The sequence below is a fragment of the Pseudonocardia sp. Ae331_Ps2 genome, from assembly GCF_001932405.1.
In the GTDB taxonomy this organism is placed as follows: domain Bacteria; phylum Actinomycetota; class Actinomycetes; order Mycobacteriales; family Pseudonocardiaceae; genus Pseudonocardia.
The window spans coordinates 4,840,539-4,866,944 of record NZ_MCIM01000001.1 but is presented as its reverse complement, the minus strand read 5'-3'; the positions used below and the strand labels follow the sequence as shown (position 1 = coordinate 4,866,944).

The 26,406-nt window shown below is 74.3% G+C and carries 22 protein-coding genes; 11 read left to right on the top strand and 11 right to left on the bottom strand.

Features of this window, described 5'->3' with window-relative positions; all coding sequences use genetic code 11:
- The first annotated feature begins 47 nt into the window (after positions 1 to 47).
- Positions 48 to 2,177: a DEAD/DEAH box helicase gene (locus Ae331Ps2_RS22760; protein ID WP_075306621.1), complete on the top strand. Its 2,130-nt coding sequence runs from the start codon at positions 48 to 50 to the stop codon at positions 2,175 to 2,177.
- Between the two features lie 57 nt (positions 2,178 to 2,234).
- Here the strand turns inward: Ae331Ps2_RS22760 and Ae331Ps2_RS22755 are convergent, their stop codons facing one another.
- A complete protein-coding gene (locus tag Ae331Ps2_RS22755) occupies positions 2,235 to 3,101 on the bottom strand; it encodes an alpha/beta fold hydrolase (RefSeq protein ID WP_075306622.1) in 867 nt (288 codons plus the stop codon).
- A 96-nt stretch (positions 3,102 to 3,197) separates the two neighbouring features.
- Between Ae331Ps2_RS22755 and Ae331Ps2_RS22750 the strand changes: the two genes are divergently transcribed.
- Complete coding sequence (locus Ae331Ps2_RS22750) at positions 3,198 to 3,680, top strand: CGNR zinc finger domain-containing protein (RefSeq protein WP_075306623.1); 483 nt, start codon at positions 3,198 to 3,200, stop codon at positions 3,678 to 3,680.
- A 7-nt stretch (positions 3,681 to 3,687) separates the two neighbouring features.
- Here the strand turns inward: Ae331Ps2_RS22750 and Ae331Ps2_RS22745 are convergent, their stop codons facing one another.
- A complete protein-coding gene (locus tag Ae331Ps2_RS22745; protein ID WP_075306624.1) occupies positions 3,688 to 4,131 on the bottom strand; it encodes a Rid family hydrolase in 444 nt (147 codons plus the stop codon).
- Positions 4,132 to 4,199: 68 nt separating this feature from the next.
- On the opposite strand from Ae331Ps2_RS22745, the gene Ae331Ps2_RS22740 reads away from it, so the two are divergent.
- Entirely contained in the window at positions 4,200 to 4,757 is a 558-nt protein-coding gene (locus Ae331Ps2_RS22740; RefSeq protein ID WP_233147526.1) for a MarR family winged helix-turn-helix transcriptional regulator, read from the top strand.
- 36 nt (positions 4,758 to 4,793) lie between these two features.
- Positions 4,794 to 5,789, top strand: coding sequence for an LLM class flavin-dependent oxidoreductase (locus Ae331Ps2_RS22735; RefSeq protein WP_075306625.1), 996 nt, complete (start codon positions 4,794 to 4,796; stop codon positions 5,787 to 5,789).
- 9 nt (positions 5,790 to 5,798) lie between these two features.
- Here Ae331Ps2_RS22735 and Ae331Ps2_RS22730 read toward each other — a convergent pair whose 3' ends face one another.
- The 4 genes from Ae331Ps2_RS22730 to chvE all read right to left on the bottom strand — a co-directional run bounded on the left by Ae331Ps2_RS22730 (position 5,799) and on the right by chvE (position 10,930).
- A complete protein-coding gene (locus Ae331Ps2_RS22730) occupies positions 5,799 to 6,788 on the bottom strand; it encodes a LacI family DNA-binding transcriptional regulator (protein ID WP_139318726.1) in 990 nt (329 codons plus the stop codon).
- Between the two features lie 154 nt (positions 6,789 to 6,942).
- Entirely contained in the window at positions 6,943 to 8,193 is a 1,251-nt protein-coding gene (gene mmsB / locus Ae331Ps2_RS22725; RefSeq protein WP_075306626.1) for a multiple monosaccharide ABC transporter permease, read from the bottom strand.
- Positions 8,190 to 9,707, bottom strand: coding sequence for a sugar ABC transporter ATP-binding protein (locus Ae331Ps2_RS22720; RefSeq protein WP_170917149.1), 1,518 nt, complete (start codon positions 9,705 to 9,707; stop codon positions 8,190 to 8,192). The genes mmsB and Ae331Ps2_RS22720 overlap by 4 nt, the downstream gene beginning before the upstream one ends.
- 92 nt (positions 9,708 to 9,799) lie before the next feature.
- Positions 9,800 to 10,930, bottom strand: a complete 1,131-nt coding sequence (gene chvE, locus Ae331Ps2_RS22715; RefSeq protein ID WP_075306627.1) for a multiple monosaccharide ABC transporter substrate-binding protein — start codon at positions 10,928 to 10,930, stop codon at positions 9,800 to 9,802.
- A gap of 310 nt (positions 10,931 to 11,240) precedes the next feature.
- Here chvE and araB point away from each other — a divergent pair, with 310 nt between their 5' ends.
- The 3 genes from araB to araA are packed head-to-tail and all read left to right on the top strand — an operon-like array spanning position 11,241 to position 15,170.
- Entirely contained in the window at positions 11,241 to 12,944 is a 1,704-nt protein-coding gene (gene araB / locus Ae331Ps2_RS22710; protein ID WP_075311862.1) for a ribulokinase, read from the top strand.
- Positions 12,941 to 13,627, top strand: coding sequence for an L-ribulose-5-phosphate 4-epimerase (locus tag Ae331Ps2_RS22705; protein WP_075306628.1), 687 nt, complete (start codon positions 12,941 to 12,943; stop codon positions 13,625 to 13,627). Before araB ends, Ae331Ps2_RS22705 begins: the two co-directional genes overlap by 4 nt.
- A gap of 31 nt (positions 13,628 to 13,658) precedes the next feature.
- Positions 13,659 to 15,170, top strand: a complete 1,512-nt coding sequence (gene araA, locus Ae331Ps2_RS22700) for an L-arabinose isomerase (protein ID WP_075306629.1) — start codon at positions 13,659 to 13,661, stop codon at positions 15,168 to 15,170.
- A 34-nt stretch (positions 15,171 to 15,204) separates the two neighbouring features.
- Here araA and Ae331Ps2_RS22695 read toward each other — a convergent pair whose 3' ends face one another.
- Positions 15,205 to 17,946 carry an AAA family ATPase gene (locus Ae331Ps2_RS22695; RefSeq protein WP_075306630.1) on the bottom strand — a complete coding sequence of 914 codons (2,742 nt, stop codon included), beginning with the start codon at positions 17,944 to 17,946 and terminating at the stop codon, positions 15,205 to 15,207.
- A gap of 368 nt (positions 17,947 to 18,314) precedes the next feature.
- Between Ae331Ps2_RS22695 and Ae331Ps2_RS22685 the strand changes: the two genes are divergently transcribed.
- Positions 18,315 to 18,614 (top strand): GNAT family N-acetyltransferase, encoded by a 300-nt coding sequence (locus Ae331Ps2_RS22685; RefSeq protein ID WP_020625919.1) that lies wholly within the window; start codon positions 18,315 to 18,317, stop codon positions 18,612 to 18,614.
- 105 nt (positions 18,615 to 18,719) lie between these two features.
- The gene (locus tag Ae331Ps2_RS22680; RefSeq protein WP_075306631.1) at positions 18,720 to 19,643 is read left to right on the top strand and encodes a DUF5996 family protein; all 924 of its coding nucleotides are present in this window, start codon (positions 18,720 to 18,722) and stop codon (positions 19,641 to 19,643) included.
- Between the two features lie 4 nt (positions 19,644 to 19,647).
- On the opposite strand, the gene Ae331Ps2_RS22675 is transcribed toward Ae331Ps2_RS22680, so the two are convergent.
- On the bottom strand, positions 19,648 to 20,193 hold the full coding sequence (locus Ae331Ps2_RS22675) for an NADPH-dependent F420 reductase (protein ID WP_020625921.1): 546 nt from the start codon (positions 20,191 to 20,193) through the stop codon (positions 19,648 to 19,650).
- A 312-nt stretch (positions 20,194 to 20,505) separates the two neighbouring features.
- Here Ae331Ps2_RS22675 and Ae331Ps2_RS22670 point away from each other — a divergent pair, with 312 nt between their 5' ends.
- Together Ae331Ps2_RS22670 and Ae331Ps2_RS22665 are read left to right on the top strand one after the other, a co-directional pair.
- Complete coding sequence (locus Ae331Ps2_RS22670) at positions 20,506 to 21,342, top strand: TIGR03084 family metal-binding protein (protein ID WP_075306632.1); 837 nt, start codon at positions 20,506 to 20,508, stop codon at positions 21,340 to 21,342.
- A gap of 130 nt (positions 21,343 to 21,472) precedes the next feature.
- Complete coding sequence (locus Ae331Ps2_RS22665; protein ID WP_139318727.1) at positions 21,473 to 22,507, top strand: ABC transporter substrate-binding protein; 1,035 nt, start codon at positions 21,473 to 21,475, stop codon at positions 22,505 to 22,507.
- On the opposite strand, the gene Ae331Ps2_RS22660 is transcribed toward Ae331Ps2_RS22665, so the two are convergent.
- Genes Ae331Ps2_RS22660 through Ae331Ps2_RS22650 form a run of 3 tightly spaced genes read right to left on the bottom strand, consistent with a single transcriptional unit; the run spans position 22,494 to position 26,328 of the window.
- Positions 22,494 to 23,306 carry an alpha/beta fold hydrolase gene (locus Ae331Ps2_RS22660; protein ID WP_075306634.1) on the bottom strand — a complete coding sequence of 271 codons (813 nt, stop codon included), beginning with the start codon at positions 23,304 to 23,306 and terminating at the stop codon, positions 22,494 to 22,496. The genes Ae331Ps2_RS22665 and Ae331Ps2_RS22660 overlap by 14 nt on opposite strands.
- A complete protein-coding gene (locus tag Ae331Ps2_RS22655; RefSeq protein ID WP_075306635.1) occupies positions 23,303 to 24,943 on the bottom strand; it encodes a (2,3-dihydroxybenzoyl)adenylate synthase in 1,641 nt (546 codons plus the stop codon). Before Ae331Ps2_RS22655 ends, Ae331Ps2_RS22660 begins: the two co-directional genes overlap by 4 nt.
- Positions 24,940 to 26,328, bottom strand: a complete 1,389-nt coding sequence (locus tag Ae331Ps2_RS22650) for a salicylate synthase (RefSeq protein WP_083695876.1) — start codon at positions 26,326 to 26,328, stop codon at positions 24,940 to 24,942. Before Ae331Ps2_RS22650 ends, Ae331Ps2_RS22655 begins: the two co-directional genes overlap by 4 nt.
- Positions 26,329 to 26,406 lie beyond the last annotated feature (78 nt).

The following is a 26,406-nucleotide window of genomic DNA, read 5'->3' as shown; positions in this document are numbered from 1 at the left end:
GGACGCGGCCACGGACCGGCGCCGCAGGACGTCGACAGGAGCAGTACGTGGCGCGAGGAGGCAGGCCCCGGACCGGGGCTCGCCAGGGCACCCCCCAGCGACGTCGCCGCCCGCGCGGCAACGACGTGATGTCGGTGCTGACCGGGGCCGCCCGCGAGGTGCGGACGGCTCTGCGGAGCGGCCGGGTCACCCCGGCCACCCGCACCAAGTTCCAGACGGTGGCGCTACTGCTGCGTGACGAACGGGCCCGGGTCCGTGACCGGCACGACGACGCGAAGCGCGCCGAGACCCTGCAGCGCCTCGACGAGATCGCGAAGGCGCTGGCGATGGACGCGGTGCGCGACGCCGGCCTGCTGGCACTGCTCGCCGACGACGCCGTCGTCTCCGACTCGGCGCGCGCGCTGAAGCGGGAGATGCTGCGTTCGGCCGGTATCGAGGTCGACGAGCCGGAGCCGGAACCGGAGCCCGTCGACGTCCCGCAGGTCCCGGCGAAGCCGCAGGTCGTGCCGCGGTCCGTGGTGGCCCGGCAGATGGCCAACCCGTTCCTGGCGCCCGACTTCTCCGCCGCCCCGCCGAGCGGCCCGCGCCCGACCCCGCTGACCGGCTGGGAGCTGCTCGGCCCGCTGCTGCGTTCCTTCGAGCGTGCCGGGGCCGGTGCCCCGGCCTGCATGGAGCTGCCCGAGCCGTCGACCCGCCCGATCCCGGGTGGCCGGGAGCTGATGCCGCACCAGGCGAAGCTCGTCGCCGCCGCCGAGAACGGGCACCGCACCTTCCTGCTCGCCGACGAGCCGGGCCTGGGCAAGACCGCGCAGGCGCTGCGCGCGGCGGAGGCGGCGAACGCCTACCCGCTGCTGGTGGTCGTGCCGAACGTGGTGAAGACCAACTGGGTGCGCGAGGCCGCGCTGTGGGCGCCGCGCCGGTCCGCGACCGCGATCCAGGGCAACGGCGACTCCGTCGACGGCTTCGCCGACATCGTCGTCGTCAACTACGAGGTGCTCGACCGGCACATCGGCTGGCTGGGCGACTTCGGGTTCCGCGGCATGGTCGTCGACGAGGCGCACTTCATCAAGAACCGCACCTCGCAGCGGTCCAAGCACGTCCTGGAGATCGCCGAGAAGATCCGGGCCTTCATCCCGCGACCGCTGCTCATGGCGCTGACCGGCACCCCTCTGATCAACGACGTCGAGGACTTCCTCGCCATCTGGCAGTTCCTCGGCTGGATCGACGCGACCAAGCCGCGCGCCGAGCTGCTCGACGCGCTGACCGCGACCGGGATGACCCCGGCCGACGGGCTGTTCGAGCGCGCCGCCCGCCAGTGCGTCGTCGACATGGGCATCGTGCGTCGTCGCAAGATCGACGTCGCCGCGGACATCCCGGCCCGGCGCATCGCCGACCTGCCCGTCGAGATCGACGGCCCGACCGGCCGGTCGATCCGGGCGGCGGAGAAGGCGCTGGCCCGGCGGATGGTGGCCCGCTACACCGCGGCGCTGGCGGCCCGGCGGTCCGGCCCGGGCGTCGAGGGCATCGACCACGGCCTGGTCCGCGACGTCGCGGGCTGGGAGCAGAAGGACGCGGCGGAGGCGGGCTCCGGGGACAACGTGTTCACGATGATGCGCCGCCTCGGCCGGGCCAAGGCCGGGCTGGCGGCGGACTACGCGGTGCAGATCGCGCGCAGCGCGGGCAAGGTCGTGTTCTTCGCCAAGCACGTCGACGTCATGGACGCCGCCGAGCAGACCTTCGCCAAGCAGGGCGTGCGGTACTCCTCGATCCGCGGCGACCAGACGCCGACGGTGCGCCAGCGCAACATCGACGCGTTCGTGAACGACCCGGGCGTCGCGGTGGCGGTGTGCTCGCTGACCGCGGCGGGGGTCGGGCTGAACCTGCAGGTCGCGTCGAACATCGTGCTCGCGGAGCTGTCCTGGACCGCGGCCGAGCAGACCCAGGCGATCGACCGCAGCCACCGGATCGGTCAGTCCGAACCGGTGACCGCGTGGCGGATCCTCGCCGCGCAGACGATCGACGCCCGGATCGCAGACCTGATCGACGCCAAGGCCGGTCTCGCGGCGGCGGCACTCGACGGCGCCGACGACGTGTCCGGCTCGTCGGCCGACGTGCAGCGCGAGGCGCTGGTCGCGCTGCTCACCGAGGCACTGGAGGCCGATCTGGCTGCCGCGTGAGCGGCGGTCGTCGTCGCGGCCGGGACCGACCCGCGCGTCCACCGTCGGGCGCACGCCTCACCGCGGGACCCGCTCCAGGAAGCGCCGCAGGTGCCCGGCGACGACGTCGAGGTGGCTCTCGAGCAGGAAATGGCCGCCGTCCACCAGGTGCACCTCGACGTCGCGGGCGTCCCGGGCGAACGCCCGTGCCCCGTCCGGTCCGAAGATCTCGTCGTTGCGCCCCCACACCGCGAGCACAGGGACCCCCGAGGTCCGCAGGAACTCGTGCAGGCGCGGGTACAACGGTCGGTTGGTGCGGTAGTCGCGGAACAGCGCGAGCTGGACCGCGTCGTTGCCCTCGCGCGAGACGAGCGCGTGGTCGTGGTGCCAGGTGTCCGGGTCCACCGTGCCCGGGTCGGGCACCCCGTGCAGGTACTGCCACCGGATCGCGTCGAGGCCGAGGGCAGCACGGACGGGGGGCTCGGTCTCCGGGCCGGGCGCGGCCCCGTAGGCCCAGACGTCGGTCCAGAAGGACTCGACGAACCCGTCCTCGTAGCCGTTGCCGTTCTGGGTGACGATCGCGGTGATCCGCTCCGGGTGGGAGAGGGCGAGCCGCCAGCCGATCGGTGCGCCGTAGTCCTGGACGTAGAGCGCGTAGCGGTCGACCCCCAGCAGCTCGAGCAGCCCGTCGGTGACGTCCGCGAGCGCGTCGAAGGTGTAGTCGAACTCGGCCGCCGGCGGGGCGGCGGAGTGCCCGAAGCCGAGGTGGTCCGGTGCGATCACGTGGTGGTCGCCGGCCAGCAGCGGGATCAGGTGCCGGAACATCGACGAGCTGGTCGGGTAACCGTGCAGGAGGACGATCGTGGGTGCGTCCGCGGGACCGGCCTCCCGGTAGAAGACCTCGTGTCCGTCGACGGTCGCGGTCCGATGGTGGACGAGCGGCATGGCTAACTCCTTCACGTGCTCGATGTGGTTAGACACCGTCACGGAAGCACGCTCGCATGTAACCTGTCAAAGAAGTCGATGCGGTTAGGAGGCGACGTGGACCTGCTACTGGACCTGCTCAACAGCAGACCCCTGGTCGACGGCACGGAGCGCGACGCCCTCCGCGACCCCACCTCGGGACGCCGCTGGGCACGGGGGCACGGCGGGGACGGCGACCCGGAGGAGCTGGCGGCACTGCGCCGCGCGCGGGACGCACTCACCCGGGTCGCACGGGGGGACGCCGACCCGGGTGTCGCGCTGGCCCCGCTCCTCGACGGCGTGCGCCGGACACCGGAGTTCACCGACGGCCGGCTGACCTGGCGGACCGTCACGCCCCCGCACGCCCGGCTCGCCGTCGAGGCCGTACTCGCCTGGGCCGCCGTCGAGGAGCAGCTGCCCGGGCGGCTGCGCCCCTGCGCCAACGACGCGTGCCGACTGTTCCTGCTCGACCGCAGCCGCGCGAACCGCGCCCGGTGGTGCTCAATGGCGGTCTGCGGGAACCGCGCCAAGGCGCGCCGGCACTACGAGCGGACCCGCTGAGCCGGCCTCAGCCGGCCGACCCGACCAGGGCGGTCACCCGGATCTCGATCCGCATGGTGGCGAGCCCGAGCACGGTGACCCCGGTCTGGGTCCACACCGGCGCGCGCCCGCCGAGCCGGTTGCGGAACTCCCGGACCATGACCCGGTTGTGCTCGTCGCCGATGGCCTCGGCCCCGGGCTCGACCTTGTGGTAGGAGTTCACGTGGACCACGTCGGCCCAGGTCGCGCCCGCCTCGGCGAGCGTGCGCCCGACGTTGTCGAACGCCTGCACGATCTCCTGTTCGAGGTCCTCGGCGACGACCAGGTCGTCGTTCCAGCCACCCTGGCCCGAGGTCTCCACCCGGTCGCCGATCCGGACCGCCTGGCTGTAGCCGAGCAGGTCGCGGGCCGTGACGCCGTAGCCCGGCGTGACGTGGAACGTGAGGGTCGCGTGGTCAATGACTTCACTCATGAATTCAAGCTACAACTCATGGCTTCACCTGTAAAGTACGAGCTCGGAACCAGGGACGGGGGCGACGGGTGACGACGGAGCGGGCGACGCCGGAGGTCGGTGGTGACGAGCCGACGTGGCTGGACGGCGAGGAGAAGGCGGCGTGGACGAGTGTGATTTCGCTGATCATGCTGCTGCCCGGCCGGCTGGAGGCCCCGCTGCAGCAGGCGCACGGCATCACGCTGTTCGAGTACCTGACGCTCAGCCATCTGTCCGAGGCACCGGGACGCAGGCTGCGGATGAGCGAGCTCGCCTTCCTGACGAACGGCTCGCTGTCGCGGCTGTCCAACGTGGTGAAGCGGTTGGAGGGCCGCGGCTGGATGCACCGCTCCCCCGATCCCGACGACGGCCGCTACACCCTCGCCGCCCTCACCGACGCCGGGTTCGACGTCGTGCACGCCGCTGCACCGACCCACCTGCGTGCGGTCCGGGACGTCGTCCTCGACCGGCTCGACGCGCAGGACCGGGCGGCGCTGGGCCGGATCGGCGTCGCGCTCGGGGTGCAGGACTTCCCGCCGCGCGCGGGGTCGCCACATTTCCGATCCGGAACCCCCGGGACGGAAGAGGATGGGCCTCCGGTTCGTTGACCGAGAGGTCACCGTGTCGATCCGTGAGGTGCTGTCATGCCGCTACCGCTGCCGTTGTCGATCCTGGACCTGGCCACCGTCGCCCGGGGTGAGACCGTCGCCCAGGGCCTGGAGGCCAGCACCAGGCTGGCGCAGCGCGCCGAGGACTGGGGGTTCCGGCGGATCTGGTACGCCGAGCACCACAACATGGGCTCGATCGCGTCGGCTGCGACGAGCGTGGTCATCGCCCACGTCGCCGCGCACACCGAGCGCATCACGCTCGGCTCCGGCGGGGTGATGCTGCCGAACCACTCGCCGCTGCAGATCGCCGAGCAGTTCGGCACCCTCGCCGAGCTCCACCCCGGCCGCATCGAGCTGGGGCTCGGCCGCGCGCCCGGCACCGACCAGGCGACCGTCGCGGCCCTGCGGCGGGATCCGCGCGCGTCGGAGACCTTCCCGCAGGACGTGCAGGAGCTGCAGGCCTTCCTCGGGACGACCAGCCTGGTCCCGGGCGTCGAGGCCCACCCGGGCCGCGGCACCGGGGTCCCGCTGACGATCCTCGGGTCCTCGCTCTACGGCGCGCAGGTCGCGGCCGCACTGGGGCTGCCCTACGGCTTCGCCTCGCACTTCGCGCCGGACGCCCTGGAGCAGGCCGTGGCGCTCTACCGCCGCGAGTTCCGGCCCTCGGAGCAGCTGTCCGCCCCGCACGTCCTGGCCGGGGTGAACGTGATCGCCGCGGACTCCGAGGACGAGGCGCAGCAGATCCAGCGCGAGGTGCAGCGGTCCCGGGTGCGGCTGTTCACCGGCCGACGGGGAGCCTCGCTGACCGACGCCGAGGCCGACGCGGTCCTCGACAGCGCCTCGGGCGAGCAGATCCGGTCGATGACCCGCTACACCGCGGTCGGGACACCGGAGACCGTCACCGCGTACCTGGAGGAGTTCGCCGCCCGCGCCGACGCCGACGAGCTGATCGTCACCGGTCCGGCGCCGCGCCGGGAGAGCTGGTGGCGCAGCTGGGAGCTGCTCGCGACGAAGGTGCAGACCACCGACTGACGGCGGCCGTCAGCGTTGCGGCGGGCCGACGCTGTCGCGGGACACCAGCACCGGGGCGATCCTCCGGTGCACCGCCTGCGGCGCGTCCGGACCGTCGCCGTGGTTCAGCAGCAGGTCGAGCGCCTCCCGGGCGACGGCCTCGAAGTCCGCGCGCAGACTCGTCAGCGGCGGGATCAGGTGCGCCGAGACGGGCACGTCGTCGAACCCGACGACGCTGACGTCGCCCGGGACCCGCCGGCCGCGGTCGTGGAAGGCGTGCAGCAGGCCGGTGGCCAGCGCGTCGTTCGCGGCGAACACCGCGGTCACCTCGGGCATCCGGGCCATCAGCTCCCCCGCCCGGTACCCGGCGTCCGCGCTCCAGTCCGCGGCCATCACCGGGGGCACCTCGGCCCCGGCCGCACGCAGTGCCGCGGCCCAGCCGGCCGCGCGGCCCGCCGCGTCGAACCAGTCGGTGGGGCCTGCGACGTGCCAGACGGTCGCGTGCCCCGCGGCCAGCAGGTGCTCGGTGGCGATCCGACCGCCCTCGACCTGGTCGACCGTCGCCATCGGCAGCTGCTGCTCGGGGTCGCCGTCGACGGTCACGAGCGGGACGTCACCCGGGACGGAGTCGAGCGCCTCGGCCACCGACGCGACCGGCGCGATCACGACGATCCCGGCGACCTGCCCGTCGAGGTGACGCTGGACGGCCTCGCGCACCGACCCGCCGTCGATCTCGCGGACCCGGACGACGCTGACCCCGAATCCGGCACCGACCGCCTGCTCCTCGAACGCGGCGAGCAGCGAGACCGGACCGAACAGGGTGGACCGGGGGGCGACGATCCCGAGCACCCGGTCACGGCCGGTCACCAGGGTGCGGGCGGCACGGTTCGGCCGGTAGCCGAGCTCCTCGATCGCGGTGCGGACCCGCACCCGGGTGCTCTCCCGGACGTTGGGGTGCGCGTTCAGCACCCGGGACACCGTCTGGTGGGAGACCCCGGCACGGCGGGCCACGTCGAACATGGACGGTGCCCGCCCCGGCCTCGGCCCAGGCTCCATCGCGATCCCCACGCCCACCCCCTCCGATCCGTGCAGCGTAGCCGTCCGTGACCGTCCCCCTGCCGAGGGCGTTCGCCGTGGCGGCACCCAGCCCCGACGCCGGGCGGGCGGGTCGTGCTCAGGCGTCGCCGCGGGCGCGGCGCTTGTTCCACACGTCGAACGCGACGGCGAACAGCAGCACGAGTCCCTTCACGACCGACTGCACGGACTGGTCGACGCCCATGAGCTGCATGCCGTTGCTCATCACGGCCATGATCAGACCGCCGACCAGCGCGCCGACCACGGTGCCGACACCGCCGGTCACCGCGGCGCCGCCGATGAACGCGGCGGCGATCGCGTCGAGCTCGAACATGTTCCCCGCCGCGGGCTGGGCACCGTTCGACCGGGCCGAGTAGATCACCCCGGCCACGCCGGCCAGGAAGCCCATGTTCACGAAGATCCAGAACGTGACGGCGCGGACCCGCACCCCGGACAGCCGGGCCGCGGCGGCGTTGCCGCCGAGGGCGTAGACGTGGCGGCCGAACACGGTGCGCCGGGTGAGCAGGCCGTAGGCGAGCACCAGCACCGACAGGACGACCAGCACCACGGGCAGCCCGCGGGAGGACGCCAGCTGCCAGGCGAACGCCATGACGACCAGCCCGACGAGTGCGATCCGGCAGGCGAACAGCGGGAACGACTCGACCTGCTGCAGGTCGAGGACCTTCGCGACCCGGCTCCGGTAGGCGAGCACCGCGTACCCGGCGACGCCGAGCGCGGCGATCAGGACGGTGAACGCGTCGTAGCCCTGGCCGCCGATGAGCCCGTTGAGGAAGCCGCCCGCGATCTGCTGGTACTCCGCGGGGAACGGCGAGAGCGAGATGTTGCCCAGCACCTGCAGGGTCAGCCCGCGGAACAGCAGCATCCCGGCGAGGGTCACGATGAAGGCGGGGATGCCGACGTAGGCGACCCAGAAGCCGTGCCAGACGCCGACCAGCACGCCGACGCCGACGGCCGCGACGACACCGACCCACCAGGGCAGGCCGCCACCGATCACGAGGACCGCGGCGACCGCGCCGGTGAGCGCGACCACCGACCCCACCGACAGGTCGATGTGCCCGCCGACGATGACGATCACCATCCCGATCGCGAGGACCAGGATGTAGGAGTACTGCAGGACGATGTTGGTGATGTTGCCCGGGCTCAGCGAGACGCCGCCGGTGAGGACCGCGAACAGCGCGACGATCGCCACGAACGCGATCACGATGCCGCTCTGGCGGACGTTGCCGGCCAGCAGCCGTCGCAGGTCGCTCGTGCCGGAGTGCAGGGCCGCCGCGCCGGCGCCGGGGCGCTCGTCGGAGGAGGGGTCCTTCTTCGGGAGGGTGCTGGTCATGCGGAGCTCTCCGCCTCCTGGGTCATGAGGGCCATCAGGCCCTCCTGGGTGGCCTCGGCGACCGGCACCTCGCCGGTGATCCGTCCGGCCGACAGGGTGTAGACGCGGTCGCAGATCCCCAGGAGCTCGGGCAGCTCGGAGGAGATGACCAGGACCGCCTTGCCGGCCTCCACCAGCCGGTTGATGATCACGTAGATCTCGTAGCGGGCGCCGACGTCGATCCCGCGGGTCGGCTCGTCGAGGATCAGCACGTCCGGCTCGGTGAACAGCCACTTGGCCAGGACGACCTTCTGCTGGTTGCCGCCGGACAGGGTGCCGACCCCGACACTCGTGCTCGCCGCCCGGATGCCGAGATCCCTCCGGTAGGACTCGGCGACGCGCAGCTCGGCGTCGGCGTCGACCCAGCCGTGGCGGGCGAGCCGGTGCAGGCCCGCGCCGGAGACGTTGCGCCGGATGTCGTCGACCAGGTTGAGGCCGAGGTGCTTGCGGTCCTCGGTGACGTAGGCGAGCCCGGCCTCGATCGCGTCGGACACCGAGCGGGCGCGGACCTCGCGACCCCCGATCCGCAGGGTGCCGCTGACGTCGCGGCCCCAGGACCGCCCGAACACGCTCATCGCGAGCTCGGTGCGGCCCGCGCCCATCAGCCCGGCGATGCCGACGACCTCCCCGGCCCGCACCGACAGCGACGCGGCGTCGACGACCTTGCGGTCCTGGGTCGGGTGCCAGACCGTCCAGTCGGTGATCCGCAGCAGCTCCTCCCCCGGGCTGCTCGCCCGCTCCGGGTAGAAGGAGGTGAGGTCACGGCCGACCATTCCGCGGATGATCCGGTTCCGCGGGGCGGGCTCGTCGGCGACGGTGAAGGTCTCGACGGTGCGGCCGTCGCGGATGACGGTCGTGCGGTCGGCGATCGAGACGATCTCGTCGAGCTTGTGCGAGATGATGATCGAGGTGATGCCGTTGTCGCGGAAGCGCCGGATCAGCTCCAGCAGGTGCGCGGAGTCGGTGTCGTTGAGCGCGGCGGTGGGCTCGTCGAGGATGAGCAGCCGGACGTCCTTGGTCATCGCCTTGACGATCTCGACGAGCTGCTGCTTGCCGACGCCGAGCCGCCCGACCGGCGTCGCGGGGTTCTCGGTGAGGCCCACCTCGGCGAGCAGGCGGGCGGCCTCGGCGTGGGTCCGTCGCCAGTCGACCAGCCCCAGCCTGCCGCGCCGCTCGTTGCCGAGGAACACGTTCTCGGCGATCGACAGGTGCGGCACCAGCGCGAGCTCCTGGTGGATGATCACGATGCCGTCGGCCTCGGAGTCGCGGATCCCGGCGAACCGGGCCGGTCTCCCGTCGAGGACGATCTCGCCGTCGTAGGTGCCCGCCGGGTGCACCCCGGAGAGCACCTTCATCAGCGTCGACTTGCCGGCGCCGTTCTCGCCGCAGATCGCGTGGATCTCGCCGCGGCGCACGGCGAGCGAGACCTCCGACAGCGCGGTCACCCCCGGGAAGGTCTTGGTGATGGCGCGCATCTCGAGGATGGTGTCCGGCAGGTCGCCGCCGGGGTCGTGGTCGGTCACGTCGTCCTCCGTCACGGAAGGTGGGGTGCGGCCGGTCGCGGGGCTCAGCCCTGGCGGCCGCGGGCGACGTCCTGCGCCGTGTAGTAGCCGGAGTCGACGAGGACGGGCCGGATGTCGGCCTTGAACACCGTCCGGACCGGCAGCAGGTAGGACGGCACGACCTTCACCCCGTTGTCGTAGGTGGTGGTGTCGTTGGCCTGCGGGGTGCCGCCGGAGAGGAACGCCTTCGCGGCGACGACGGCCTGCTCGGCGAGCTTGCGGGTGTCCTTGAAGACCGTGGAGCTCTGCACCCCGTCGTCGATCAGCTTGACCGAGGCGATCTCGGCGTCCTGCCCGGTGACGGTCGGCATCGGCTTGGCCGGGGTGCCGAAGCCCGCGTTCTGCAGGGCGGTGATGACGCCGCGGGAGATGCCGTCGAAGGGCGACAGGATGCCGTCGGGCCGGCTGCCGTCGTTGTAGGTGGAGGTGAGCAGGTCCTCCATCCGCTTCTGGGCGGTCTCCTGGCCCCAGCGCAGCGTGGCGGTCTGCTCGATGGTCGTCTGGCCGCTCTTGACCCGGATCGTGCCGTTGTCGATCAGCGGCTTCAGCACCGACATGGCGCCGTCGAAGAAGTAGAAGGCGTTGTTGTCGTCGAGGGAGCCCGCGAACAGCTCGACGACGACCGGGCCCTTCTTCGGACCGGGTGACCCGTCGGCGTTCTGCAGGCCCATGCCGCGCAGCAGCGCCTTCGCCTGGGCGACGCCGACCTGGAAGTTGTCGAAGGTGACGTAGAAGTCGACGTTCGGGCTCTGCCGGATCAGCCGGTCGTAGGCGATCACGGGGATGCCGGCGTCCTTGGCGGCCTGCAGCTGCCCGGACAGGGCGGTCCCGTCGATGGCCGCGACGATCAGCAGGTCCGCACCGCTGGTGACCATCTGGTCGATCTGCTGGGACTGGGTGGGGATGTCGTCGCCCCCGTACTGCAGGTCGACCTTGTAGCCGGCGGCGGTGAGCTGGTCGCGGACGGCGTTGCCGTCGGCGATCCACCGCTCGGAGGTCTGGGTCGGCATCGAGACGCCGACCGTCAGGTCGCCGGGTGCCGCACCGGCCCCGGCCCCGCCACCTCCCCCGGCTCCCTGTCCACCACAGGCGGCCAGCCCCAGCACCAGCAGGGCACCGACGGCGACGGTGCGCATCCTCGTGAACACAGGCGATCTCCTCGTCGAGACGGCGGCGGGTGGGTCCCGCCCGACCGGACCGGCGCACCCAGGAATGTGAACGCTAACTACAGACGCGCCGGCAGGGAAGGCGCCGTTACCGCTCCGTTATCCGGCCGGCCGGTCCGTGTCGATCAGCGACCTCATGATCGACGTGAACGTGTCGTACAGCCGGCCGTCGTCCACGGGGCATCCGCACCGGACCGTTGAGTTCGCCTTCTGTTAGCGATAACATTCGCTCGCCGTCCGATCGCTCGGCCGGCCGTGTTCGTGACCCGAGGAAGTGCTCATGATCCGACCACCGATCGACCTCGCCGACGCCCTCGTGGTGGGCGTCGACTTCGGGACGCTGTCCGGACGGGCGGTCGTCGTCCGTGCGGCCGACGGGGCCGAGCTGGGCTCCGCCGTCCACGCCTACACCCACGCCGTCCTCACCGACGCCCTGCCGGGGCGGCCGGACCTCCGGCTGCCGCCGGACTGGGCGCTGCAGGTGCCGTCGGACTACGTCGACGTCCTGCGCCACGCCGTCCCCGGTGCGGTCGCCGCCGCCGGGGTGGACCCCGTGCGGGTGGTCGGCATCGCCACCGACTTCACCGCCTGCACCATGGTCCCGACCCTGCGCGACGGCACCCCGCTCAACGAGGTGCCCGACCTGGCCGACGAGCCGCACGCCTACACCAAGCTCTGGCGCCACCACGCCGCCCAGCCGCAGGCCAACCGGATCAACGCCCTCGCCGCCGAGCGGGACGAGAGCTGGCTGCCCCGCTACGGCGGGTTCATCTCCTCGGAGTGGGAGTTCGCGAAGGGCCTGCAGATCCTGGAGGAGGCCCCCGCGGTCTACGCCCGGACCGAGCGCTGGGTCGAGGCCGCGGACTGGATCGTCTGGCAGCTGTGCGGCCGCTACGTCCGCAACGCCTGCTCGGCCGGCTACAAGGGCATCCTGCAGGACGGCGCCTACCCCGGCCGTGACTTCCTCGGCGCGCTGAACCCGGCCTTCGCCGGGTTCGCCGAGACCAAGGTCGCCCACGAGATCGGCGAGCTGGGCACCGTCGCCGGGACGCTGACCGCCGAGGCGGCAGGCTGGACCGGGCTGCCCGAGGGGATCGCGGTCGCCGTCGGCAACGTCGACGCGCACGTCACCGCCGCGGCGGCGAACGCCGTCCGGCCGGGACAGATGGTCGCGATCATGGGCACCAGCACCTGCCACGTCATGAGTTCCGACGTGCTGCGCGAGGTGCCAGGCATGTGCGGGGTCGTCGACGGCGGCATCGTCTCCGGGCTCTGGGGCTACGAGGCCGGGCAGAGCGGCGTCGGCGACATCTTCGGGTGGTTCGTCGAGCACGGCGTGCCGCCCGCGTACCACGAGGCGGCCCGCGCGCGGGGGCTCGACCTGCACGAGTACCTGACCGAGCTGGCCGCCGGGCAGGCGGTCGGTGAGCACGGGCTCGTCGCGCTGGACTGGCACTCGGGCAACCGCTCGGTGCTGGTGGACCACGAGCTGTCCGGCGTCGTCCTCGGACAGACCCTCGCGACCCGGCCCGAGGACACCTACCGGGCGCTGCTGGAGGCCACCGCGTTCGGCACCCGGATGATCGTGGAGACCTTCGCGGCCTCCGGCGTCCCGGTGACCGAGCTGATCGTCTCCGGCAGGCTCACCCGCAACGCGCTGCTCATGCAGATCTACGCCGACGTGACCCGGCTGCCGCTCACCGTCGTCGAGGCCGGGCAGGGCCCGGCCCTGGGCTCGGCGATCCACGCGGCCGTGGCCGCGGGCGTCCACCCCGACGTTCCCACCGCGGCCGCCGCGATGGGTCGCGTCCGCGAGGGCGCACACCTGCCCGACGAGGAGTCGGCGAAGTCCTACGACGCCCTGTTCGCCGAGTACACCCGCCTGCACGACCACTTCGGCCGGGGCGGCGACGACGTGATGCACCGCCTGCGCGCGATCCGCCGCGAGGCCCGCGCCCAGCGAGAAGGAGACCTCGACGCATGACCGACACCCTGGCCTCCCCCGAGCTCGCCGCCACCGTGGCGCGGCTGCGCGAGCAGGTGTGCGCGCTGCACGCCGAGCTGGTGCGCTACGAGCTCGTCGTCTGGACCGCGGGGAACGTCTCGGCCCGCGTGCCCGGCCACGACCTGATGGTCATCAAGCCCAGCGGGATCTCCTACGACGACCTGACCCCGCAGAACATGGTGCTGTGCGACCTGCACGGCGCCCCGGTCGAGGGCGACCTGACGCCGTCGTCGGACACCGCGGCGCACGCCCACGTCTACCGGGCCATGCCCGAGGTCGGCGGGGTGGTGCACACCCACTCCACCTACGCCAGCGCGTGGGCGGCGCGCGCCGAGCCGATCCCCTGCGTGCTCACCGCGATGAGCGACGAGTTCGGCGGGGACATCCCGATCGGCCCGTTCTCGCTGATCGGCGACGAGTCGATCGGCCGCGGCGTCGTGGAGACCCTGACCGGCAGCCGCTCCCCCGCCGTGATCATGCAGAACCACGGCGTGTTCACCGTCGGCGCCGACGCCCGCTCCGCGGTCAAGGCCGCGGTGATGTGCGAGGACGTCGCCCGCACCGTGCACCTCGCCCGCCAGCTCGGCGACACCGTGCCCATCCCCCAGGACCAGATCGACAGCCTCTGGGACCGCTACCAGAACGTCTACGGGCAGCGCTGAGCTCCGCCCGACCCCGAAGGAGGGAAGTCTGATGAGCGGCTCGCTGCTCGACAGCTACGAGGTCTGGTTCCTGACCGGGAGCCAGGGCCTCTACGGCGAGGAGACCCTCGCCCAGGTCGCCGACCAGTCCGCGGCCGTCGCCGCCCGGCTCGACGCCGCCGACGAGATCCCGGTGCGGGTGGTGTGGAAGCCCGTGCTCACCGACGCCGACGCGATCCGACGGATCTGCCTGGAGGCCAACGCCGACGACCGGTGCCTCGGCGTCATCACCTGGATGCACACCTTCTCCCCGGCGAAGATGTGGATCCCCGGGCTCGAGGCCCTGACCCGGCCGCTGCTGCACCTGCACACCCAGGCCGACGTCGACCTCCCCTGGTCGGAGATCGACATGGACTTCATGAACCTCAACCAGGCCGCGCACGGCGACCGCGAGTTCGGCTACGTCCAGACCCGGCTCGGCCTGGCCCGCAAGACCGTCGCCGGGCACGTGTCCGACCCGGTGCTCCGCGACCGCATCGGGACCTGGACGCGTGCGGCCGCCGGTGCCGCGGAGCTGCGCGCGCTGAGGCTCGTCCGGTTCGGTGACACCATGCGCGACGTCGCCGTGACCGACGGCGACCGCGTCGAGGCCACCCGGGTCTTCGGGATGTCGGTGCAGACCTACGGCGTCAACGACCTGGTCGCCGTGGTGGACCAGGTCTCCGACGCCGACGTCGACAAGCTCGTCGGCGAGTACGCCGAGGTCTACGACGTCGCGTCCGAGCTGCTCCCCGACGGCGCCCGGCACGACGCGCTCCGCTACGGCGCGCGGGTCGAGATCGGGCTGCGCTCGTTCCTGGAGTCCACCGGGGCGCAGGCGTTCACCACGAACTTCGAGGACCTCGGCGGTCTGCGTCAGCTCCCCGGGCTCGCGGTGCAGCGCCTGATGGCCGACGGCTACGGCTTCGGCGCCGAGGGCGACTGGAAGACCGCGGCCATGCTGCGCGCGGTGAAGGTCGTCGCCACCGGGCTGCCCGGCGGCACGTCGTTCATGGAGGACTACACCTACCACCTGCGTCCCGGCCACGAGCGCATACTCGGGGCGCACATGCTGGAGGTCTGCCCGAGCATCACCGGGTCCCGGCCGTCGCTGGAGATCCACCCGCTGGGCATCGGCGGGCGGGAGGACCCGGTCCGGCTGCGGTTCACCGCCGACCCCGGCCCGGGCGTCGTGCTCGGCATCTGCGACCTCGGGGAGCGGTTCCGCCTGGTCAGCAACGACATCGAGGTCGTCGACCCGGACGAGCCGATGCCGAGGCTCCCGGTGGCGACGGCGACGTGGGTCCCGGAGCCCTCGCTCGCGACCTCGGCCGAGTGCTGGCTGATGGCGGGCGGCCCACACCACACGGTGCTGTCGACCGCCGTCGGGGTCGAGGCCGTCGACGACCTCGCCGAGATCGTCGGCACCGAGCTGGTGCACATCGGCGACACCACACGGCCGCGGACGTTCCTGCACGAGCTGCGCTGGAACAACGCCTACCACCGGCTCGCGCGCGGCTTCTGAGCTCCGCCGCCCGGCGACGGGCCGGCGGTCCGGGTCACTCGTGCCCGGGGGTGCGGAACCTCAGGTCGCCCGCCATGTCGATCCGTGCGAGCTCGGCCCGGGAGGTGACGCCGAGCTTGGGGTAGACGCTGCCCAGGTGGTGCCCGACCGTGCGGTGGCTGATCAGCAGCCGGGCCGCGATCTCCCGGTTGGTGAGCCCCTCGGCGGCCAGCTGGGCGACCCGCAGCTCCTGGGCGGTGAGCCCGGCGGCGGCCGGCTCGTGCCGCACCCCGGACTGCGCGGCCAGCCCCAGCTCCCGCAGCGCCCGCGCCCGCAGCGGCTCCGCGCCGAGGCGGCCGAAGGCCTCGGCCGCCCCGGCGAGCTCGTGCCGGGCGTCGGCGCGACGGCGGACCCGACGGAGCCATTCGCCATACAGCAGCCGGGTACGGGCCCGCTCGAACGGATCCGGGACGGCACCCGCGCCGTCGAGCGCGGCGCGGTACGCGGCCTCCGTGTCCGGCCCGCCGGCGACCAGGGCGCGCAGACGGTGCGCAGCGGTACGCGCCCAGTGGGCATCGGTCCGCCGGGCCCACCTCTCGACGGCCGCCAGCCGGGCCGAGGCCGTCTCCGTGCGCCCCTCGTGCGTCGCGGCCTCGGCGGTGTCCGGGGCGGCGAGCAGCGCGAAGGTGGGGTGTGCGGCCTCGTGGCCGGGCTCGTCGAGCGGCATCAGGTGGTGCAGTGCGTCGCGGGGCCTGCCGTCGAACAGCGCCGCCCGGCCGCGCACCCAGTACACCGACGCGGTGAGCGCGCGCACCTCCTGCCGGACCGAGACCGCCAGCGCCCGGGTGGTGTGTTCCTCCAGGCCGGGGGCGTCGCCGCGGGCTGCGGCCAGGTTCGCCAGACAGAGCCGGCACTGGCTCGCCACGTGGTTCGCCCCCACCTCCTCGGCCAGCCGCAGGCCCTCGGTGGCGCCGGCCTCGGCGGTCTCCCACCGGCCCGCCGCGGCGTCGAGGACCGCGCTCTGTGCGAGCACCATCGCGAGCGCGGCGAACTCGTGCCGCCGCCGCAGCTGCGCGGCCTGCACCCGCAGCACGTCGTGCAGCGGCCCCTCGACCCCGCAGGCCTGGACCAGCGGCACGGGCGGCAGCAGCTCCCACGGCACGGTCCCGAGCAGGCCGACGGTGGCCGCGTCCGGGGCCGGGAGCGACCCGGCCGCCCGGCCGGTCCCGTCGTAGCAGGCCCACCAGGCCCGCAGTGTCGGCATGACCGGTGCCAGCTCCGGGACGCCGCCGGGGTCGAGGGCGAGCAGCCGCTGCAGCGCGGCCTGCTGCAGGTCCGGGCGGCCCGCCGACCACGCCGCGCGGGCCGCCACCGTGCCCAGCTCCATCGCCGTGCGGGTCCCCGCGACGACGGCCATGTCCCCCACCAGGTAGTGGTGGGCGCGTTCGGGGAGACCCGTGGTGAACTCGAGGATCCCGCGCAGCCCGCCGCTGTACCGCACGACGGGCTCCGCCCCGCCCCGGCCCTCGGCGTCGTCGAGCAGTCGCCGGGCTCCCTCGGCGTCGCCGGCGCCCCAGGCGGCGCGGGCGGCGACCGCCAGCCGGCGTGCGGCGTCCGCGGGGTCCGGCGACAGGTCGGCCGCCCGCCGCAGCGTGCGTGCCGCCAGTGGACCGGCGCTGCGCTCCAGGCACCTGGCGGCCGCCTGCTCCAGCAGCGCCGCGACGTCCTCGTCGGGGCCGTCCGCGGCGGCCGCCAGGTGCCAGGCGCGGTGCTCGACGTCCTCGGCCGGCAGCGCCGCGGCCAGCGCCCGGTGCGCGGTCCGGCGGTCGGTGACGGGGGCGCCGTCGTAGAGGGCGGCCGGGACCAGCGGGTGGCGGAACCGGAGGCGGGTGCCCGAGGCGTGCAGCAGGCCGGAGCGCAGCGCCTCGTCCCAGGTGGAGGCGTCGACACCCCACCCGGCCCCGGCCCGGTCGACGACGTGCCGGTCGCCCCGCCCGTCCGCGGCCGCCAGCAGCAGCAACGCTCGGGTGGCCGGTTTCAGCGCCTCGGCGCGGGCGCAGAACGCCTGCCGCAGCCGGGGCCCCACCGGCATCGGCTCCCCGGACGCCTCGTCGTCGGCCTCGCGCCCGACGGTGGGCAGCTCCTGCAGCGCGAGCGGGTTGCCCGCCGCCATCGCGACCGTGTCGTCGACGAGGGCCTCGTCGGCGTCGGGGACGGCGGCCGCGACCAGCCGGCGGGCGTCGTCGTCGGCGAGTCCCACGACCTCCAGCGCCGGCACCCCCTCCCAGGGCCCCTGGGCCGGGTCGGCGTGGTCGGTCAGGATCACCACGACCGGCTCGGTCCGCACCCGACGCGCGAGGAAGCCCAGACAGTGCGCGGTCGCCTCGTCGACCCACTGCGCGTCGTCGACGACGACGAGCACCGGCCGGTCTCGGGCCAGGCCGGAGAGCAGCGACACCACGGCCGCGCCGATGAGGAAGCGGTTGGCCGGGTCCCGGCTGACCCCGAGCGCGCCGCGCAGTGCGGCGGCCTGCGGGTCCGGGAGCGCGTCGAGCCGGTCGAGGACCGGCCAGAGCAGCGCGTGCAGTGCGCCGAAGGCGAGCCCCGTCTCCATCCGGGTGCCCCTGGTCCGCAGCACCGTGGCCCCGGACGCGGCGTCGACGACGTGGTCGACCAGTGCGGTCTTGCCGATCCCCGGCTCCCCCCACAGCACGAGCGCCGCACCCGCGCCGTCGGCCGCGCGTGCCAGCAGCCGCTCCAGTGCCGCGGTCTCGGCACGCCGTCCGAACAGCTCCATGACCCCCCGCAGCCTCGTCCCGCCTGCTCCCCGTGGCACGGCGGATCCGTCGGGCCACCGTAGCCGCGTCGTCCGGATCGTCCGGTGACCGATCCGGCGACCGATCCGCCGGGACCGGCCGGACCCGACACTCGCCGGGTGATCCGACCCGCCCCCACCGATGCGCCCGGGACGTGCGGGGGTCCCGACGTCACCGGTGTTCCGCGCGACCGGCGTCGAACCCGGTCGTCGACCGCGGCAGCGCGATCGTGACCGATAGCCTGACCCACCTCGCCTCGATGATCCGGGGCGCGGGCGGGGTCCCGGCCCCGGACCACCCCCGAGTACCGCCGGCCCGGTCGACGGGCGACCACGGAGAGAGGCCCCACATGATCGTCGTCACCGACAACCGCTCCGCGAACCGGTTCGAGGCCCACGACGGCACGACGCTCGCCGGCGTCGCCGCGTACGTACGCACGCCGGAGCTCGTCGCCTTCGTGCACACCGAGGTCGACCCGGCCTTCGAGGGACGCGGGGTGGGATCGGCGCTGGCCCGCGAGGGCATCGCGTCGGCGCAGGCCGACGGGCTGCGGGTACTCGCGATCTGCCCGTTCGTCGCTGCCTGGCTGGCGCGCCATCCCGAGCTCGCCCACCTCGAGTACCGGGCGACCAGCAGGGTCACCGACTGACCGGTCGCCGGCGCCACATCCGCGGCCCCGGTGGACACCACCCGGGCCGCGTCACCGCCGGGACCGGGAACGCGACCCCGGTCCGGCCGATCCACGAGGAGACCGATGAGCAGCACGACGACGAGCTGGCCGAGCCTGCGCGTGGCGGACTGGACCACCACCCGCGAGACCCTGCACATGTGGACCCAGATCGTGGGCAAGATCCGGATGGCACACGCCCCGCTGATCAACCACTGGTGGCAGGTGACCCTGTACCCGAGCGCGCGGGGCCTGACGACGTCGGCCGTCCCGTACGGCACCGGGGCCTTCGAGATCGAGCTCGACCTGCTCGGCCACCGGCTCGAGGTCCGCAGCAGCGACGGCGGCGCGCTCGGCTTCGACCTGGCGCCGATGTCGGTGGCCGAGTTCTACGGCGCCGTCCTGGACGTGCTCGGCCGGCTCGGCATCTCCGCGCCGATCCGGCCGCACCCCAACGAGGTCGACCCGGCGATCCCGTTCGCCGAGGACCTCACCCACGCCTCCTACGACGCCGAGGCCGCCACCCTGTTCTGGCGGCAGCTGCTGCAGGTGAACCGCGTGCTCGGTGAGTTCCGGGCGCACTTCGTCGGCAAGGTCAGCCCGGTGCACTTCTTCTGGGGCAGCATGGACATGGCCTGCACCCGCTTCTCCGGGAGGCCGGCGCCGGCGCACCCGGGCGGGGTGCCCAACTGCGGCGACTGGGTCATGGTCGAGGGCTACTCGCGGGAGCTGTCCAGCTGCGGGTTCTGGCCCGGTGGCGGCGAGGAGGGCGCCTTCTACTCGTATGCGTACCCCGCGCCCGACGGCTTCGCCGAGGCCCCGGTCGGCCCCGACGGTGCCTTCTACAGCCCGGACTTCCAGCAGTTCCTGCTGCCCTACGAGGTCGCCCGCGCCGCACCCGACCCGGACCGCGCGGTCGCCGAGTTCCTCCGCACGACCTACGAGGCGGCCGCGGACCTCGGGCGCTGGGACCGCTCCGCGCTGGAGGACGACCCGCTCCGCTGGGCGTGACCGCCTAACCGGCGGTCGGGGTGATCCGGTAGAAGAACGGGCCGGTCCCGTTGCGGGCGATCGCGATCAGCAACGGGCCGGCGTCCTCGATCGCCCGGGCCGCCTCCAGGCCGCCGACGTGGATCGGGTCGAACCCCGCGTCCCGGTTGAGCCGGTCGACGAGCGTACGGATAGCGGGGTCGGCCGCCACCAGGTTGCCCGGGGGCGTGGTCTGTGTCGCCAGGCGCGGGTACTCGGACGCGAAGTTCGCGCAGAAGGACTTCGCGACGGGCCCGCCCGTCCGGGAGCGGACGAGGTGCGCGTTCGACTCGTGCTCCGGGTCGCGCGGTCCGTAGACGTTGGTGGCGTCGATCGCAGGGACGCCGGCGATCCCGGTCGTCCGGCCCAGCGCGTCGGCGACCTGGTCCCCGGGGACGGCGACGACGAGCACGTCGGCCCCGGTCGCGTCACCACCGTCGCGGCCCAGACCGGTGACGGTGTGCCCGGCGGCCGACCAGAGCGCGGCCAGGCCGCCGCCGACGGTGCCGCGTCCCAGGATCGTGATCCTCACGTCTACCCCTCTCCCACCGGGACCGTGGCGGGCCCGGTGCACCAGCCGGGCGATCGGTCGCCGCGGGGGCCTCCCGTCGCGCTGTCGCGTGCCGAGGTGCGGGACGGGCGACCCGGCGGTGACGTTACGAAGGGCGCGGTCCCCGGGGATCGGTCACGCAATCGGTCGTCCGTGCTTCCCGATGTCCTCCTCTGTACTTCCCGATGTCCTCGACACGGTCCACCATGATCCGCAGGCCGTGGCAGCGAGGTGACGGCCCCACACGAGCGACGTGACCTACGGCGCGCCCGTCCGGCAGGAGAGCATCTGACCATGGTGTCCATGGACGCGGTCCTCGACGACCTGGAGGCCGAGAGCGCGGTCGTCCGGGCGATGGTCGCCGACCTCGACGACGCCGGGATCGGCGCGCCGACCCCGGCCGAGGGCTGGAGCGTCCGCGACCAGCTCACCCATCTCGCCTACTTCGACGAGGCCGCCGCCCTCGCCGCGACGGACCCGGAGACCTTCCGGTCGCGGGCGGCCGCGCCGCGGGAGCTGGGTCCCGGCTTCCCCGACCGGGTCGCCGCGGACCACGCCGGGCTCGGGGCGGAGGAGGTCCGGGCGTGGTTCGCCGGGGCCCGCGACGCCCTCGTCGGCACGTTCCGCGGCATCGAGCCGAAGACCCGGCTGCCCTGGTACGGGCCCGACATGAGTGCCCTGTCCTCGGTCACCGCCCGGCTGATGGAGACCTGGGCGCACGGCCAGGACGTCGCCGACGCGCTCGGGGTGCTCCGGGAGCCGACGGACCGGCTGCGCCACGTCGCCCACCTCGGCGTGCAGACCTTCGGCTTCACCTTCCGCAACAACGGCCGCGAGGTCCCGCAGGTGCCCGTGCGGGTCGAGCTGCTCGCCCCCTCCGGCGCCTCGTGGACCTGGGGCCCGGAGGACGCCGCGGACCGGGTCACCGGTTCCGCGCTCGGCTTCTGCCTGGTCGCCACCCAGCGCCGGCACGTCGAGGACACCGACGTGACCACGACCGGTCCGGTGGCCGCGGAGTGGGTCGCGATCGCCCAGACCTTCGCCGACACGCCCGGCCCCGGCCGCGCCCCCGGCGCCGTCGCGGCCGCCTTCCCGGCGCCGACCCGGACGCCCACGGGAGGACCCGCGTGACCCGAGCGCCGGGGCGCAACGGGCGCGGCGGCCGCGCTCCGCCGGGGGACATCGCGCGCGGACGGGCGCCGCGGGTGTGGGGAACGCCGCTCGCCGGAACCGGGAGCGGCCCGCGGACGACTGCCGGAACGTGCACACCCCACCGCTCGGCCCGGCCCGCCCGTCGGTCGTCGCCACCGTCGTCGCACTCGTCGTCGCGGCCATGCTGCTCGTCGCCGGATGCTCCGCCGCACCGCAGGCGGCCGGTCCGCAGGGAGCGGACGCCGCGTTCCCGCTGACGCTGGACCACGCCTTCGGGACGACGACGATCCCGGCCCGTCCGCAGCGGGTCGTCGCGCTGGGGTCGGCCGACGTCGCGGTCGCCAGGGCGCTCGGGGCGGACGTCGTCGGTGGCCTGCGCAACGCCGGGGAGTCGCAGCCGCAGGCGCCCTACCTCGCGCCGTTCCCGGACGGGGTGCTGACGATCAGTGAGCTGGAGCCGCTGCCGCTGGAGCGGATCGCGGCGTACCGCCCGGACGTCATCCTGGCCGTGTCGTCCTACCTGGTGACCGACCGCGACGCCTACGAGCGCCTGAGCGCGATCGCCCCGACCGTCGTCTACCGCGACGTGCTGTTCGGCGCCCCGATGGAGGACGACGCCCGGCGGATCGGCGCGGCCCTCGGGGCACCGGAGCGGGCCGAGGAGCTGGTGGCGCGGGCCGACGGCGCCGTCGGCGCGTTGCGGGCCCAGCTGCCCGGTCTCGCCGGCCGGTCGGTGCTGGTCGGACAGGCACGGGGCGACGTCATCCCGGTCATCGTCGACCCCGCGAACCAGTCCACCGCGCTGACCCGCGCGCTCGGGCTGGGCCTGCCGCCGACCTTCGCCACCGACCCGCCCGCCGGTGACGAGGTCGCCCCCGGCACGGTCGCGCTGTCCTACGAGGAGGCGGGTCGCCTGGCCGAGGCCGACCTGGTCGTCATGAGCTTCCCGACCCCGGCCGACCGACGGCGGTTCGAGGGCAACCCGGTGGTCGCGCGGGCGCTGGCCCGCACGACCTACGTCCCGATCGGCCTCGACGAGGCGATCGCGCTGCAGGCACCGAACGTGGTGTCCACCGGCTGGCTCCTCGACCGGCTGCGCCCGGCGCTGGAGCGGGTGGCCGCCGCGCCCGCTACCGGCCGCTGAGGAACGCGACCGTCGCCCGGTTCACCTCGGCGGGCCGCTCGAGGTAGCCGTAGTGCCCGGCGTCGGCGATCTCGACGTACCGGGCACCGGGCACGGCGTCGGCGACCTCGCGGCTCAGGTGCCGCGGGATCGCGGCGTCGTCGGCGAAGGCGAGCACCAGCAGCGGCACGGCGAGCGCCCGGTAGGCCTCGGTCCGGTCCCCCAGGTCCATCGACACCTGCAGCTGGGCCCGGTGCCCCTTCGACACCCCCGCCCCGGCGAACGCCAGGACGTCGAGCCAGTCCTGGGCCTCCCGGTCGGCACGCACGGTCGACGGCGACAGGTACTGCAACGCGGACACCGCGGCGTGGTAGTCCTCGGGCAGCTCGACCCCGGCGTCGGCGAGTGCGATCTCGCCCGCGGTGATCGCCCGCTGCACGGGGCCGAGCCGGGCGTGCGCGGCCATCGCGACGACCCGGGTGACCAGGTCCGGCCGGGCCAGCGCCGCCTCGATCACGACGCGGGAGCCGAGCGAGGTGCCGACGAGCGCCGCCGGGCCCGCGTCGAGGTGGGTGACCAGGGCGAGCACGTCGGCGGCCATGTCGTCGACGGTGAACCCGTGCGCGCACTCGTCGGTCGGCGGGATGCCCCGGTTGTCGAGGGTCACGACGCGGTGGCCGGCCTCGCGGAGTGCGGGCACCTGGTGGGTCTGCCAGACCCGTCCCGGGCTGCCGGTGCCCATCACCAGGACGACGGGCGGGCCGTCGCCTCCGTGGTCGGTCCAGGAGAGCCGGATGCCGTTGAGGGTCGTGACCGTCATCCGCGCACCTCGCTCTCGGCGGCGAGCAGCGCACCCAGTGCCCGCTTGTCGATCTTACCGACGGCGGTGAGCGGCAGGTCGTCCCGGACGACGACCCGGTCCGGGGACATGAAGCGGGCCAGCCCGCGCTCGGTCAGGAAGGTGCGCAGGTGACGCCGCTTCGGCGGGGTCGCGCCGGGCGCCGGGACGATCACCGCGCACACCGCCTCGCCCAGGTCGTCGTCCGGGATCCCGATGACGGCCGCGCCGGCGATGTCCGGGTGCGCCAGCAGGTGCTCCTCCAGCTCGGTGGCCGCGACGTTCTCGCCGCCGCGGTTCACAACGTCCTTGATCCGGCCCTCGACCACGAGGTGCCCGGTCGGAAGGCGGCGCACCAGGTCGCCGGTGCGGTAGTAGCCGTCCGGGGTGAACGACGTCGCGTCGTGCTCGCGGGCCCGGTAGTAGCCCCGCAGCGTGTACGGGCCACGGGTCCACAGCTCCCCCGCCGTCCCCTCCGCGACGTCGGTGCCGTCGCGGTCGACGACCCGGACCTCGTCGGCCGGGCTGAGCGGGCGCCCCTGGCTGACCGCGACGAGGTCGTCGGGGTCGTCGAGCCGGGTGTAGTTCAGCAGCCCCTCGGCCATCCCGAAGACCTGCTGCACGGCGGCGCCGAGCTCGGGACGGACCCGGCGGGCGAGCGTCGCGTCGCACTTGGCCCCACCGACCTGGACCAGGCGCAGGGTCGACAGGTCCCAGGACCCGCGGCCGTCGCCGGCGAGGTCGGCCCAGAGCCGCAGCAGCGGCGGCACCATCGCGGTGACCGTGACGCCCTCGGCCGCGACCAGCCCGAGGGTGACGTCGGGGCTCGGGACCGGCGCGAGGACGACCGTGGCCCCGACCCCGAGGGCGCCGAGCAGGCCCGGGCAGGCCAGCGGGAAGTTGTGCGCCAGCGGCAGGCAGGCGAGGTAGACGTCGTCGGCGGTCAGCGCGCAGACCTCGGCGCTGGCCCGGGCGTTGTAGGCGTAGTCGCGGTGGGTGCGCGGGATCAGCTTCGGCTTGCCCGTGGTGCCGCCGGAGACGAGCAGGACCGCGACCTGTCCGGGGTCGGGCCGCGGGAGCGGCTCGGCGGTGCCGGCGGGCAGGTCGGCGATCGCGGTCGTCCCCGGCAGCGGCTCGCCGTCGACGAGGAGGTGCCGCAACGAGGGGACCGCCTTCGCCACCTGCAGTGCGAGCTCGCGGTGGTCGAAGCCCTCGACGACGTCGGGTCCGACGTAGGCGACGGCCCCGGAGAGCGCGGCGAGGTGCTCGATCTCGGCCTGCCGGTGCGCGGGCAGGGTCAGCACCGGCACCGCCCCGGCCCGCAGCAGCCCGAACAGGGTCACCGGGAACTCGGCGGTGTTGGGCAGGTGGACCACGACGCGGTCGCCCTCGGCGATGCCGAGTGCCCGCAGCGAGCGGGCGCGGGCGTCCGCGGCCCGGTCCAGCTCGGCGTAGGTCCGCCGGCTGGGCCCCGCGACGACGGCGACGGCGTCGCCGTACCGCCCGGCCCACTGTCCCAGCAGGTCACCGAGGGTGTCCTCGCCCCAGTAGCCCTCCCGCCGGTAGCGCTCCACGTCCGCGTCGGGCCAGCCGAGCGCCCCGTCGATGAGCACGGTCACGTCGTCTCCTCTCCGACCAGGAACCGGCTGACGCTGCGCAGCTTCTCCCGGGTCTCCTCCAGCTCCCGTTCCGGGGTGGACGCGCCGACGATGCCGGCCCCGGCGCGGAGCCAGGTCCGGCCCTGCGCGCGGTAGATGGCGCGCAGCACGAGCGCGGCGTCGAGCGCACCGGTGTGGTCGACGGTCAGCACCGCGCCGCTGTAGAGGCCGCGTGCTCCCTCGTGGCGGCTGATCGCCTCGCACGCCGGGGCCTTCGGCAGCCCGGACGCGGTGACCGCGGGGAACAGCCGTCCCAGCGCGTCCCAGGCGGTGGCGCCGGGCCGGAGCCTGCCGCGGACGCGGGACGCGAGGTGCTGCACGCTGCCGCGCTCGACCACCCGCATGAACTCCTCCACGACGACGGCGTCCGGGTCGCTCACCTCGCACACCTCGTCCTGGGCGACCTGGACCGACACCGCGTGCTCGTAGATCTCCTTGGGGTCGCGCCGCAGCTCGTCGGACAGCTCGGCGTCGCGTTCCGGCTCGCCGGACCGGGCCCGGGTGCCGGCCAGCGGCTGGGTGGAGAAGGTCCCGTCCGCGGCGACCTCGACGACGGTCTCCGGGCTGAACCCGGCCGCCTCCAGCCCACCGAGGCGCAGCAGGAACGAGCGGGCCGGGGTGTTGTGCGCCCGGCCGTGCCGGTAGGTGGCGGGCAGGTCGACCGGCTCGGTGACCGGGACGGTGCGGGACAGGATGACCTTGCGGAAGCGGTCCTCACCGATCTCGGCGACGGCGGCGGCCACCGAGCCGCGGTAGGCCTCGGCGCGGGCGGACTCGTCGACGGTCACCGCCGGCCCGGTGCGGGGTGCTGCGTTCCCGGCACCGAGGATCGCGTCGCGCCAGGCCCGTGCGACGGCGTCGTCGGCGGTGTCGACGTCCACGCCGCCGGGGTGCAGGTGCGCGGTGTGGCGGGGAAGCAGCAGGTGCAGCAGGGTGCCGGTGTCCGCGGGCAGCTCCCCGCCGTGCAGGAGGTGGGCCAGCTCGAACGACGCCCAGCCGAACGCCTGCCACCCGGTGCCGCCGACCTCGGCGAGGGCGGCGGAGACCTGGCCGAGCGGGTCCGCGCCGAGCGGTTCGTGCCGGGTGCCGGTGGGCGCGGTGACGGTCAGGCCGTCGGGACCCAGCACGATCTCGGCGGCGGTGCCCGCGGCCAGGAACACGTCCTCGCCGCGCTCGTAGAGCACGTAGGGGTCCGAGTCGGGCACCGTGCGGGCGACGGCGGTGGCGCCGGCGATGCGGTCGGTGGCGGTGCGGTCGGTCGTGCTGCGGTCGGTCGTGCTGCGGGTCCGCTCGGTGGGGGCCGGCTGGGTGCGCGGCGGGCCGGCCGCCTCGGTGGTCGTGGACATGGTCGGTTCTCCTTCGGGCCGGCGCTCGTGCCACCGGGGTGGGGGTCGTCGTGGGGTGCCGAGGCGTGGTGGGCCGGG